The sequence below is a fragment of the Pseudomonas sp. SCPG-7 genome (assembly GCF_002156405.1).
Lineage (GTDB): Bacteria > Pseudomonadota > Gammaproteobacteria > Pseudomonadales > Pseudomonadaceae > Aquipseudomonas > Aquipseudomonas parakoreensis.
The window spans coordinates 276,967-289,164 of sequence record NZ_MVOO01000003.1 but is presented as its reverse complement, the minus strand read 5'-3'; the positions used below and the strand labels follow the sequence as shown (position 1 = coordinate 289,164).

Genomic DNA, 12,198 nt, shown 5'->3' with positions numbered 1-12,198 from the left:
GTCGTTCATGAAAATTTATTGGAGCCCTTCGGTTCAGGGATTTTTTGATTCTCGTGTCAATTCGACGATTCCCAAAGACGCCGTCGAGATCTCGCCGTCTCACCGCAACGAGTTGATCGAAGGATGCAAGCGCAATCAGGTAATTGTGTGTCGCGCCAATGGCTTTCCCATTCTGGCCGATGCACCGACTGCTACGCCGGCAGAGTCCACGACCGCTGAACGCCAATGGCGGGATGCGCAATTGAGTGAAACAGATCCCCTGGTTGCACGTCACCGCGACGAGTTGGAAAACGCGCAAGGCACCACTTTGTCCGCCGAGCAATACACAGCGTTGCAGCAGTATCGCCGCGACCTGCGCAACTGGCCCTCATCGACGCAGTTTCCTGCCATTGCACAGCGCCCCATGCTGTCGGTCGCAGGTGAGGTCGTGGTGAAAAAGCCCCGGGCAAGGTCCAGAGCCAAACCGTGACGCTCATGACGCAAGCGTTCGGGAGTCGAGTCAGTCAATTATCCGAAAAGTGTGCCCAGCCCCGCACGGGCGAACGGCAAACTTGCCGATGAGCCTCCGCTGACCTGACGCCGAAGCCCACCGGCAGGAATCAAGCACCCAAGCCCACGTCACCGTGGGCTTTTTATTTTCAGAAAACAGACCGCCGCTGGCTCGTACTCGCGATCGCCACGACGCGGTTCATTTGTTATTTCAGAGGAACGAAAGACCTATGGATTATCCAAAAAGCGTCCCCAGCGTCGGCCTGGTCGATGGCCGCTTCGTCGATGAAAACCCGGTGGCGGGAACCCCGGGTTCGTTGATTCCGGCGGTGTGGGGCAACAGCGTGACTCAGGAGATCCTGAGTGTGATTAACGGTGGCGGGTTGGTGCCGTCCGAGGCGGATACCGGGCAGCTGTTCAAGGCAATTCAGTCGATTATCGGCAAGGCCAGCCCCATGCGTTCGGTCATCACCCGACTGGCCGCGTCGAAAGCCCTGACCGAGGCCGAGCTTGGCCTGGTGCTGATCGACGGCAGCCCGGGGCCTGTGACCGTGCTGCTGCCTCCGGCCAACGCCGCACTCGGTGTGCGCGACGTGATTGTTCGTCGAGTGGACAACAGCGGTAATCGCATGGTCATCCAGGCGTCAGGTACTGACGGGATTCGTTTTCACACCCATCTGTCGGCCAGCGGTTATCCGTTCTTCGTATTGATGGGCGGCGGTGACTGGTGGCACCTGCGCAGTGATGGGGCGGGGAGTTGGTGGCCGGTCGGGCGCTTTGACAATACGCCGTTGGGGCGGCCGTTTTTCGAGACGACCCTGATGCTCAGTCCCGGCGGATACGGTGCATTGAATGGCACCGTGATGAAACGCGCGGAATGGCCGTGGCTGTGGGATCACGCCCAGCAATCGGGAATGCTGGGGACTGAAGCCTTACGCGTGGGCTCCGAGGGGAAGTGGACCACGGGTGACGGTGCGACGACCTTTCGTGGCCCCGAAGGGCGAGGGGAATTCTTGCGGGTTCTGGATGAAGGTCGTGGTGTGGATGCCGGGCGCGCGATGGGTACTTTTCAGACTGGATCGACTCATTCGTATGCACAAGGTGCCAATGGCGCAGGCGCTGTGGGCGCGTACTGGTCAGATAGCTTGACCAGTTTTGGCGCGGATACCCGGGAAGAACCGCAATACGTGACGGGATTGATCAATGGTGGTCCGACTTTTCCGGTGAATACCAGTTATCAGAGGGATACCGCAGCAACATTGCTCTACGCCTTCAAATCCCGCCCGCGCAACATCGCCTATCCCGGCCGCATCAAACTCATCTGAGGCACTTTATGTTCAATTATCTATTTGATGGTTCGGGCGCTCTGTCCGGGCCAGTCGAGTTCATTGTCACGCCGGGCATTGGCATCCAGTTACCCGGTAATGCTGTTGAGCTGGCGTACGAGTTGCCTGAGCCGGAAACCGGTCGTAGCTGGGCACTGATCAACGGTGTACCGCGTGAGGTGATCGATCGTCGGGGCATGGTTTATCGCAAGGACGGCGGCGCGCAACAGATCTGGACCGAGCTGGGTGAGTTGCCGGACACCCTGACCGCGCAGCCATGGCCAGGCGACTTCCACATCTGGCGCGACAACGCCTGGGTGCTGGATGAGCAGGCTCGTTTGGCGAGCATCAGACAGCAATCTCTCGGCCAGCGCGACGCATTGTTACGCGATGCCGTCCTGCGCATCGCTCCGCTGCAATACGCCGAAGACATCGGCGATGCCAGCCACGACGAACAACTGCTGCTGATCGAGTGGAAGCTCTATAGCGTCGAGCTGAACCGCATCGAAAAACAGGCCGGTTTCCCCGATGAGATTACCTGGCCGGTCGCTCCCGGCGCAGCCATAACCAACTGATTTTCAGCACAGGGAGCAGTGCAATGGATTATCCAAAAAGCATTCCCGGCGTTGGCCTGGTCAACGGCGGCTTCGTCGATGAAAACCCGCTCGCCGGTTCACCGGGCTCGTTGATCCCGGCCGCGTGGGGCAACAGTGTCACGCAAGAAATTCTCAACGCGATCAAGGCTGCCGGTCTGACGCCTGATGAAGCGAAAACCGATCAGTTGGCAGCGGCCATCGGCGCGTTGGTCGACTTCAGCAAACTGAAAAATACCCCGACCACGTTGGCCGGTTACGGCATCACCGATGCGGTGGGGCGGTTGTTGGCGGTGCGGCAGATCGAGACGCTCGGGATCACGGTTTACAAGCCCAATCCCAGGGCCAAACGGATTCGCGTGCGTCTGGTTGGCGCTGGTGGTTCGGGAGGCGGCTGTGCGCCGGTGGCAGCGGGTTATCACAGTATTGGAGGTGGCGGTGGTGGTGGCGCCTACGCCGAGAGCTTATATGACGTGACAGCAGAAATGATGACCGGCGTTCCTGTTTCTCTGGGGGCTGGTGGTGCCTCACGTAACTCGATGGGGCAGGCCGGCGGAGGCGCTTCTTTTGGCAGTTACCTGAGCGCGTCCGGTGGCATGGGCGGGCAAATACTGACCTTTCCTGTGACCGCCACGGCAGTTGGCTTCGTTCAGGGGGGCGCTGGAGGACAAACCGTGACGGGCGGCAATCTCGCTAACGCACGTGGAATAGGCGGTGGCTATGCCATGTACAACGCCAATTGGGGCGTATTGGCGGGTGGCGGAGGCGCGAGTCCGTTTGATGGCGGTGGCCCGTTGATGGGCCTCAGTGGCGCTGGCACTTCAGGAAACCGAGGGTCAGGTGGCAGTGGTTCATGTTCGACCAGTGCCTCCGCGTCAGTCCTCAGCGGCGTCGGCGGAAACGCCTTCTGTGAAATCTGGGAGTACGAATAATGGCCCGTTATGCACGAGTGGAAAACGGCGTTGCGGTCGAGGTGATCGATACCGGCGACTACCAGATTACCCAGCTTTTTGCCCCGTCCTTCGTCGAGTCGATGGTGCCCGTGCCGGAGGGCATGCAGATCGAAATCGGCGCACCTGTCGGCGAACTGCGCGAGGAGATTGCGCCGTTGCCGGTGATGGAAAGTCCGGTCGTTATCTCTGACGTCGTCGTAGAGGAGCAAGACGCTCTGGCGGCAGCACGCACCTGGCGCCAGTCCAGCCTGTCGGCCACCGAATGGTGGGTGACGCGGCATCGCGATGAGCAAGAGCTGGGGCGCGGGACGACGCTCAAGGCTGCGCAATATCTGGAATTGCTGGAGTACCGTCAGGCGCTGCGCGACTGGCCTGAAACAAGTCAATTTCCTTCCGCAGTTTCCCGGCCTTCGGTCCCCACGCGGTTAGCCGCACTCATAGGCTGAGACCAGCCCCAAATATTTCGGATTAAGGAGACAACCCTTGGACTATCCCAAGAGTGTGCCCAGTGTCGGACTGGTGAATGGACAATTTGCTGATGAGGACCCGGTTGCCGGCAAACCTGGTTCGCTGATTCCGGCGACATGGGGCAATGGCGTTACGCAGGAAATTCTTAATGTGGTGCAAGCGGCCGGCATGACGCCGAATGAGTCGGCCACTAATCAGTTGCTCGCTGCGCTGCGCAGCCCGACGCTGTTCAACACAGCACCGCAGTTTGATAGCGGACGCTCGGCGGCAACTGCGCAATTTGTACAACGAGCGTTGGGCAGTCATGCGAGTGCTCGCGGGATATCCGCAGCGACTCAGTTGACGCTGGCCGATGTCGGTTCCTCGATTGGTCTGGGCGGCACAGTGACTTATACCGTGACGCTTCCGGACGCAGCCTCGGCGCCGGATGGCGCGACGATCAGTCTGCATTGCCGCAACGCAGGCTCGGTCATGGTAGCCAGCAAAACCGGCTCACAAATCAGCCCTCAAGGGGCTTACGTGGCGTCGATCGTGATGAACGCCGGTGAGAGTGCGAACTTCGTCAGGGAGTCTGGTACTTGGGTGGTTTATGGCACGGCTGCGTTGAAGCACTGCGCCTCCTACGGCGCTCAGTTCACCACGCCGGGTTATCAGAAATTCCCCAGCGGATTGATCCTGCAATGGGTCGTCGGTGGCTCTGACGCCAACGGCAACATGACGCTTTCACTGCCGATCAAGTTTCCGTCGGCCATTTTGGGTGGCGTCGCCAATGAGGCAAATCCGACAGGCTGGAGTGCCGCAAATGCGACCGTCTGGGCGTTCGATCTGGGGTTATCGACCACCACTCAGGTGGTGGCGCGGGTTCGCAACATTGATTCCACAGGGATCAAGCCATCGACGGGAATTTCGGGTCGCATTCTGGTTTGGGGAGTTTAACCGTGGCTATTTACTTTTACGCACAAACGCTTGGATTTGACCGGGTTGAAAATCCTGGGGCGGAACCTCCAGCAGGCGCAGTGGAAATCACTCAGGCCCAATACATTGAGCTATTCGCCGGGCAGGCCGCAGGCAAAGTCATCAGCGCCACTGCCACAGGTCAGCCAGTCCTTGGCGAGCCGCAAGTCTCCCCAGTGGCGCTGATTGCCCTGGAGCGCGGCTGGCGCAATAACGTTCTGCAGAGCACTCAATGGCTGGTTCTTCGCGATGCCGAAGAACTGGAAATGGGCGAGGGCACCACCCTGCGCAGCGAAGAGTTCAAACAACTCCTGACGTACCGTCAGGCACTACGCGACTGGCCTGACAATCCGGATTTCCCGAACGTACGTTCGCGGCCGGTTGAACCTGACTGGCTCGAACGCTTGCTGCAGGCCAATGGTTGAGCGGTTTGCTGAGCAACCGAGGATAAATAAACATGGATTACCCAAAAAGTGTCCCGGGCTCCGGCCTGGTCGACGGCAAATTTGTTGACGAAGACGCCATCGCCGGAACACCGGGATCGCTGATCCCGGCCAGTTGGGGCAACAGTGTTACTCAGGAAATACTCAACGCAATTACCGCGGCCGGTTTGAAACCGGATGAAGCACAGACCGATCAGTTGGCGCAGGCCATCCGCCAATTATCCAAGCCTGACCCTCTGCAGCAGTTTCCGGTGCAGGTCTATCGCCGGAATGTGCTGATCAATGGCGGCTTCGATATCTGGCAGCGCGGAACAACCAACCAAGGTCCCAATATCGGTGGGTATGTAGCCGATCGTTTTCGCTGTGACTGGAATGGCAATGCTGCCGTGGCCATTTCTCGCCAGGATTTTGCCCCTGGCCAGACAGACGTGGCAGGTGAGCCGAGCTATTTCTTGCGCTGGCAGCAAACCACGGCGGGCGTTGGCGCTACCGAGCACAAGATTTCCCAAGGCGTTGAATCGGTCAGGACTCTGGCTGGAAAAACCGCCACCGTGACATTTTGGGCGCGCTCCGACGCCGCGCGCCCGTTGAAGGTAACCATCGGTCAGTACTTCGGCAACGGTGGTTCGGAAGCCGTCGTCAAAGTGGTCGATGTCTTTGCATTGAACACTGCATGGACCAAATACAGCGCGACGTTTCAGGTGCCAGTGATCGCGGGAAAAATGCTCGGCACCAATGATTACTTGCGGTTGGCTTTTGATCTGCCACTTAACGTTTTGCAAACCGTGGATCTTGCACGGGTTCAACTCGAGGAGGGACCGGTTTCCACGCCGTTCGAATATCGTCCTGTTGGTGAAGAGCTGATGTTGTGTCAGCGCTACTTCGAGAAGTCGTTTGCCAGTCGTTTACCGATTCGTGCAAACAATGGTGTCGTAACCTGCATCGTTACGTTCACTCAGGCTGCGGCCGGGAATACCGGTCAATACGGCATGGTTATAGACATGCAGGTTCAGAAGAGAGTGCAACCCACCGTCGTCCTGTATTGCCCCGGAAATGAAAGCAGTCAGGTCTGGAACTACTCGCAGGGTGTGGCATGCACGGGGACTACGGTGCAAAGTGTGACACAGCGAAGTTTCGCCATCGGCACCGTGACGCCTGTGAGCAGTCAGCCCGGTAACGGATTGCAGATTGAATGGACAGCGGACGCTGAAATCTAGGGGTAGCTCATGACATATCAACTGACCGCCTGTGGTGTATTGCGCGTTGAAGATGCCGCGTTTATTCCGCAGGACACGACCAATCGCGACTGGCTTGAGTATCAGCAATGGCTGTTAACCGGCGGACAGGTGCTGCCATCGAATGACGCACTCGAAGAGTCTGTACCCAACAACACCCTGACAACTCTGGCAAAAAAATGGCTGGGGGCCGTTGCTCGCCAACCATGATTCAATCGGAGCATCCAGGGAGGATTACGCATTATGCAAATAACTGAAGACAACCTTAAAACCATCATGCCCAACGCCCGCTCCCAAGCGGGCGTTTTTGTTTCTGCACTGAACAAAGCAATGACTCGCCGCCATATCGACTCGCCCAAACGCATCGCCGCGTTCCTGGCACAAGTTGGTCATGAGTCGGGGCAGCTGCAATACGTGCGCGAGCTGGGCAACAACCAGTACCTGAGCAAATACGACACGGGCACGCTGGCCTTGCGTCTGGGCAACACGCCCGAGGCCGACGGCGACGGGCAGAAGTACCGCGGTCGCGGGCTGATCCAGATTACCGGGCGCAGCAACTATCGCCAGTGCAGCCTCGGCCTGTTCGGCGATGAGCGTCTGCTGTCCTTGCCTGAGTTGCTTGAGCAACCGCAATGGGCAGCGGAATCGGCGGCATGGTTCTGGGAACAGAACGGCCTGAACGATCTGGCCGATCGCGATCAGTTCAACAGCATCACTCGCCGAATCAACGGCGGGTTGAATGGCCTGCAGGATCGGCTCGACATCTGGGCGCGGGCGAGGGCGGTGCTATGTCCATCTCCTGGCGCCTGATCGGCATTTTGCTGCTGGCTGCGGCGGCCGCTGCGCTGGCCTGGCAGTTTCAGGACTGGCGCTACGGTCGACAACTCGCGGAGCAGGCGCGGTTAAACGCCGACACTCTCAATCAGCTGAATGCGGCCGCAGCCAGCGCGCAGCAGATCGAGCAGGATAAACGTCTGGCCCTCGAGCGACGCCTGGCGGCCAGTGAACAAACCCACTATCGAGCCATGAGCGATGCCCAACGTGATCAAGATCGCCTGCGCGATCGTCTTGCCACTGCTGATTTGCGCCTGTCAGTCCTCATCGACGCCGGCGATGCTGCCCAAGGCTGCGGGGTGCCAGCCACCGCCGGCGCCGGCGGCGTGGATCATGCAGCCGTACGCGCCCGACTTGACCCGGCGCATGCTCAACGAATTATCGCCATCACCGACGCCGGCGACCGCGGACTGATTGCCCTGCAGGCCTGTCAGGCCTATGTCAGAGCGCTGGCGCCCGAACATTTTGAATGAGTCTGTGTATTGAAAGCGCAACCGGGTCGTGTACGGTGGTAGTGATTCCAACCGATCTGGAGCGCACCGTGAAAGAGATCACTCAACTGGCTGCCGAGCTTGGCCGACGTTTGCAGTTGCTCAACGCCCACGTCACCACGGCCGAATCGTGTACCGGTGGCGGGATTGCTGAGGCGATCACGCGGATTCCCGGGAGTTCGGCGTGGTTCGAGGCCGGTTATGTGACCTACTCCAACCGGCAGAAGACCCGGCAACTGAATGTTCCCGCCGAGTTGTTCGGCACGGTGGGCGCGGTCAGTCGCGAAGTGGTCGAGTCGATGGTGCGTGGTGCGCAGAAGCACAGCCTGGCGCGGTTTGCCGTCGCAGTCAGCGGCGTGGCCGGGCCCGATGGCGGTACACCGAACAAACCGGTGGGCACCGTGTGGCTGGCCTGGGGCGTGGGCGATGCGGTTTCCAGTGAGGTTCAGCACTTCCCCGGTGGCCGCGACGAAGTGCGCCGACAAACGGTGAAGGCCGCGCTAGAGGGGCTGTTGCGACTAGCGGCACGAGAAATCGAAAATCAGGGGTAGGCGATCCGCGAACGCTGTGGAATAATACTGGCTACTTATACAGGTGTTGGCCGTCAGGCCTTATTGATTACGTGAGGACTTTAATGGACGACAACAAGAAGAAAGCCTTGGCTGCGGCCCTGGGTCAGATCGAACGTCAATTCGGCAAGGGTGCCGTGATGCGTATGGGCGATCAGGACCGTCAGGCGATCCCGGCTATCTCCACCGGCTCTCTGGGTCTGGACATCGCACTCGGCATTGGCGGTCTGCCAAAAGGCCGTATCGTTGAAATCTACGGTCCTGAATCTTCCGGTAAAACCACACTGACACTGTCCGTGATCGCCCAGGCTCAAAAAGCCGGCGCGACCTGCGCTTTCGTCGACGCCGAACACGCCCTCGACCCTGAGTACGCCGGCAAGCTGGGCGTCAACGTCGACGACCTGCTGGTTTCGCAGCCGGACACCGGCGAACAGGCACTGGAAATCACCGACATGCTGGTGCGCTCCAACGCGGTTGACGTGATCATCGTCGACTCCGTGGCGGCACTGGTACCGAAGGCTGAAATCGAAGGTGAAATGGGTGACATGCACGTGGGCCTGCAAGCCCGTCTGATGTCCCAGGCGCTGCGTAAAATCACCGGTAACATCAAGAACGCCAACTGCCTGGTGATCTTCATCAACCAGATCCGCATGAAGATCGGCGTAATGTTCGGCAGCCCGGAAACCACCACCGGTGGTAACGCGCTGAAGTTCTACGCTTCGGTCCGTCTCGACATCCGCCGTACCGGCGCGGTGAAGGAAGGCGACGAAGTGGTCGGCAGCGAAACCCGCGTCAAGGTTGTGAAGAACAAGGTGGCGTCGCCGTTCCGTCAGGCCGAGTTCCAGATTCTTTACGGCAAAGGCATCTACCTCAATGGCGAGATGATCGACCTGGGCGTGCTGCACGGTTTCGTCGAGAAGTCCGGCGCCTGGTATGCCTATGAAGGCACCAAGATCGGTCAGGGCAAGGCCAACTCGGCCAAGTTCCTGGCAGATAACCCGGAAGTCGCTGCCAAGCTCGAGAAGCAGTTGCGTGACAAACTGCTGTCGCCAGCGGTGATCGCCGACTCCAAGGCTTCTGCGGTCAAAGAGACCGAAGACGACCTGGCTGACGCTGATATCTGATCGCAGCGATGACCACCGCTGTACTGGATACCCTCGTCGCGGTGCGGCGAACCGCCATGGACCTGCTTGCTCGACGCGAGCACGGTCGAGTTGAGCTGACGCGTAAACTGCGTCAGCGCGGCGCTGAGGCGGAAATGATCGAAACAGCCCTCGACCGGTTGACGGAAGAGGGGCTGCTTTCTGAAGCCCGTTACCTTGAAAGCTTTGTTTCCTACCGTGCCCGCTCCGGTTATGGCCCCTTGCGCATTCGCGAAGAGCTGGGTCAGCGTGGTTTGCAACGCGCCGACATCGAACTCGCACTGCGTGAGAGCGGTATCGACTGGCAGGAGCAGCTTCGGGATACATGGCAGCGCAAGTTCTCCGGACACTTGCCGATTGATGCCAAGGAGCGGGCCAAACAAGGTCGATTCCTCGCCTATCGGGGCTTTTCGATGGAGATGATCAACCGCTTGTTCAGCGGCAGAGGGATGGACGACTAAGTCGGTTTAAATAGAAACGGCCCGCTATGAAAATAGCGGGCCGTTTTTTTTGCCTTCAAATAACCTTCGAAGGTTCGCGTGTGCGATGTGTGGTCTGCGGTTTGCTATGGGCCCAATTTTCCGGAAGGTTGATGTAATCCACCAGTTCCCTGAGTCGGCCGTGGTCCCGGGCGTTGAAGGCGAACGCCAGCCGCACCAGATGGCTGTACTGCGCTTCGTCGTGTTCTTCACCGCTGTAGGCGTGTTGATGGAACTGGTCGCTCAGACACAGATCGGCGAAAGCCTCCTGCATATGCGCCAATGCCTGGTCGCTGAGCTTGTGGTGCATACGAATAACGAACTGACGCTTGAGCCAGCGGCTGGAGTGGAAGTTGCTGTAGAACTGGTTGATTTGCTGCACCGCCTCATCGACGTTATAGACCAGTCGCATCAGTTTCAGGTCGGTGGGCAGGATGTAGCGGTTTTCTTCAAGTTGCTGGCGAATGAAATCCAGTGCGCTTTGCCAGAAGGTTCCGCCCGGCACATCCAGCAATACCACGGGCACCAACGGACTTTTACCGGTCTGGATCAATGTCAGGACTTCCAGTGCTTCGTCCAGTGTGCCAAACCCGCCAGGGCACAGCACCAGCGCATCGGCTTCCTTGACGAAGAACAGTTTGCGGGTGAAGAAAAAATGGAACGGCAGCAGGTTGCCTGTGCCGTCCACAGTCGGGTTGGCATGCTGTTCGAAGGGCAGGGTGATATTGAACCCGAGGCTGTGGTCACGTCCGGCACCTTCGTGTGCGGCGGCCATGATTCCGCCACCAGCGCCGGTGATGACCATCATGTCTGAACGTGTCAGGGCCGCGCCGAGTTCCCGGGCCATTGCATACAGTGGATGCTCGACCGGCGTGCGTGCCGAGCCAAACACGGTGACTTTGCGTCGCCCCTTGAATTGTTCCAGCACCCGGAACGCCTGCTCCAGTTCGCGCAGGGCTTGCAGGGTGATCTTGGCGTTCCAGCGGTTGTGATCTTCCTGGGCCATGCGTAGCACGGTCAGGATCATGTCGCGATAGATCGGCAGGTTCGGGCTGTTGGGAGAAACCTGGTCGAGTTGTTCTTCGACCTTGTTGATGAGGTCGGGAAGTTGTTCCTGAAAATGCCGGCTGAGCAGGTCATTCGGTTGGTAAGGCATTCAACGTCTCCTTCTGCACAGAGCTTGTGGCCCTGACGTGCGGCGTCAGTGCCGCGCTGCAAAAAAACACACACTCGGCAGCTCCTTGTCCTGCCGTGAACAGATGATCGGGAATACTTTGAATCTAGACCCTCGCGAGCCATTGCGCTGAGTTGATCATTACGCCGCGCAGTCTTTTTCTGGCAGCCGTCGGGTGTCATTGGCAAAGAATGTTCACCGCTCGTCCGAACGTACGCCGTAGAGCAATCGCTCTGATTTACTAACTTACAGGCACTGTACGACAGCTTGGAGTCAGCCGCCGTACGCAGGGTGCGCGCTTTTCAGGGATTCGCGGGTAGCAGGCAAGGAGGCGGGATAGATGGCCAGAGTGGTTCTGGAAATCGATACGCAGCTGTATCGGATGTTGAAAGCGTCAGCCGAGGCCAATCAAGTCAGTCTCGAAGAGGAGTGCTGCCGACGTCTGGCAGGTGGTGAACGGCGTTCACGCTATTTACAGGCCCTGGTGGCCGAATTGCGCGCCGAGGATGAACAGCGGCGCGCCAATACCCGGTGATTACTTCTTCTTCGCCGGGGCTGCTTTCGGGCAATCGGAATCCTGATAGCTGGCCGAGCCGATGGCTTTGTTGGTTTTATATTCAGTGAAGTCGTAACGCATGACCGCGCCTTTGGCCATCAGCTTGCGGTACGACGGGTTATTGCACACCGAAGCACCCAGCTGGAAATACACCGCTTTTGGATCAGCGCGCATCTTTTCGGCGTGGCTGGCCTGCACGCTCAGGTGGTTGATCAGGGTGATGCCTTCAACGGTGTAGCCCTGATCGAGAATGTCTTCGTTGATCGCCCGTGGCGTACCAACGCTGCTTTGTTCGGCGATGTTGCGCAGTTCTTTGTTCAGATTCTGCTCTTTCAACGACGCCGCTTGTGCGCTGAAGGACAACGCCAGCGCGATGGCGGCGGTGGGAACGATTAGGCGCAGCATGAAACTCTCCTGATTCAGTGACTGGTGGTTCGACCAGCCCTGTGGCTGTGCGTTCAGTGGCGCCGGATTATAGGGGAGCCGGTCGGGA

Annotated in this window: 17 protein-coding genes; 15 read left to right on the top strand and 2 right to left on the bottom strand. The window is 59.0% G+C overall.

Features of this window, described 5'->3' with window-relative positions; genetic code table 11:
• Positions 1-7 precede the first annotated feature (7 nt).
• The 14 genes from B1722_RS08255 to recX all read left to right on the top strand — a co-directional run bounded on the left by B1722_RS08255 (position 8) and on the right by recX (position 9,957).
• Positions 8-469 carry a phage tail assembly chaperone gene (locus B1722_RS08255; protein ID WP_086792130.1) on the top strand — a complete coding sequence of 154 codons (462 nt, stop codon included), beginning with the start codon at positions 8-10 and terminating at the stop codon, positions 467-469.
• Between the two features lie 250 nt (positions 470-719).
• Positions 720-1,814 (top strand): hypothetical protein, encoded by a 1,095-nt coding sequence (locus B1722_RS08250; RefSeq protein WP_041072245.1) that lies wholly within the window; start codon positions 720-722, stop codon positions 1,812-1,814.
• Between the two features lie 8 nt (positions 1,815-1,822).
• Positions 1,823-2,389, top strand: a complete 567-nt coding sequence (locus B1722_RS08245) for a tail fiber assembly protein (RefSeq protein ID WP_041072243.1) — start codon at positions 1,823-1,825, stop codon at positions 2,387-2,389.
• Between the two features lie 23 nt (positions 2,390-2,412).
• Complete coding sequence (locus B1722_RS08240) at positions 2,413-3,339, top strand: hypothetical protein (RefSeq protein ID WP_041072242.1); 927 nt, start codon at positions 2,413-2,415, stop codon at positions 3,337-3,339.
• Positions 3,339-3,806, top strand: coding sequence for a phage tail assembly chaperone (locus B1722_RS08235; protein WP_041072240.1), 468 nt, complete (start codon positions 3,339-3,341; stop codon positions 3,804-3,806). The genes B1722_RS08240 and B1722_RS08235 overlap by 1 nt, the downstream gene beginning before the upstream one ends.
• A gap of 37 nt (positions 3,807-3,843) precedes the next feature.
• Positions 3,844-4,764, top strand: coding sequence for a hypothetical protein (locus tag B1722_RS08230; RefSeq protein ID WP_041072238.1), 921 nt, complete (start codon positions 3,844-3,846; stop codon positions 4,762-4,764).
• An 80-nt stretch (positions 4,765-4,844) separates the two neighbouring features.
• Entirely contained in the window at positions 4,845-5,207 is a 363-nt protein-coding gene (locus B1722_RS08225) for a phage tail assembly chaperone (protein WP_256578840.1), read from the top strand.
• Between the two features lie 32 nt (positions 5,208-5,239).
• Positions 5,240-6,442, top strand: coding sequence for a carbohydrate binding domain-containing protein (locus B1722_RS08220; protein WP_041072234.1), 1,203 nt, complete (start codon positions 5,240-5,242; stop codon positions 6,440-6,442).
• A 9-nt stretch (positions 6,443-6,451) separates the two neighbouring features.
• Positions 6,452-6,670 (top strand): hypothetical protein, encoded by a 219-nt coding sequence (locus tag B1722_RS08215; RefSeq protein ID WP_041072232.1) that lies wholly within the window; start codon positions 6,452-6,454, stop codon positions 6,668-6,670.
• 33 nt (positions 6,671-6,703) lie between these two features.
• On the top strand, positions 6,704-7,270 hold the full coding sequence (locus B1722_RS08210) for a glycoside hydrolase family 19 protein (RefSeq protein WP_086792126.1): 567 nt from the start codon (positions 6,704-6,706) through the stop codon (positions 7,268-7,270).
• A complete protein-coding gene (locus B1722_RS08205) occupies positions 7,249-7,767 on the top strand; it encodes a lysis system i-spanin subunit Rz (protein ID WP_086792125.1) in 519 nt (172 codons plus the stop codon). The genes B1722_RS08210 and B1722_RS08205 overlap by 22 nt, the downstream gene beginning before the upstream one ends.
• A 68-nt stretch (positions 7,768-7,835) precedes the next feature.
• Positions 7,836-8,336: a CinA family protein gene (locus B1722_RS08200; protein ID WP_041072379.1), complete on the top strand. Its 501-nt coding sequence runs from the start codon at positions 7,836-7,838 to the stop codon at positions 8,334-8,336.
• Between the two features lie 83 nt (positions 8,337-8,419).
• Positions 8,420-9,478, top strand: coding sequence for a recombinase RecA (gene recA / locus B1722_RS08195; protein WP_003222269.1), 1,059 nt, complete (start codon positions 8,420-8,422; stop codon positions 9,476-9,478).
• An 8-nt stretch (positions 9,479-9,486) separates the two neighbouring features.
• Positions 9,487-9,957, top strand: a complete 471-nt coding sequence (gene recX / locus B1722_RS08190; RefSeq protein ID WP_041072226.1) for a recombination regulator RecX — start codon at positions 9,487-9,489, stop codon at positions 9,955-9,957.
• A gap of 55 nt (positions 9,958-10,012) precedes the next feature.
• Here the strand turns inward: recX and B1722_RS08185 are convergent, their stop codons facing one another.
• Entirely contained in the window at positions 10,013-11,131 is a 1,119-nt protein-coding gene (locus B1722_RS08185) for a TIGR00730 family Rossman fold protein (RefSeq protein WP_041072224.1), read from the bottom strand.
• 358 nt (positions 11,132-11,489) lie between these two features.
• Here B1722_RS08185 and B1722_RS08180 point away from each other — a divergent pair, with 358 nt between their 5' ends.
• A complete protein-coding gene (locus B1722_RS08180) occupies positions 11,490-11,684 on the top strand; it encodes a hypothetical protein (RefSeq protein ID WP_041072222.1) in 195 nt (64 codons plus the stop codon).
• Here the strand turns inward: B1722_RS08180 and B1722_RS08175 are convergent, their stop codons facing one another.
• Positions 11,685-12,110: a PA3611 family quorum-sensing-regulated virulence factor gene (locus B1722_RS08175; protein ID WP_041072220.1), complete on the bottom strand. Its 426-nt coding sequence runs from the start codon at positions 12,108-12,110 to the stop codon at positions 11,685-11,687.
• Between the last annotated feature and the right edge of the window lie 88 nt (positions 12,111-12,198).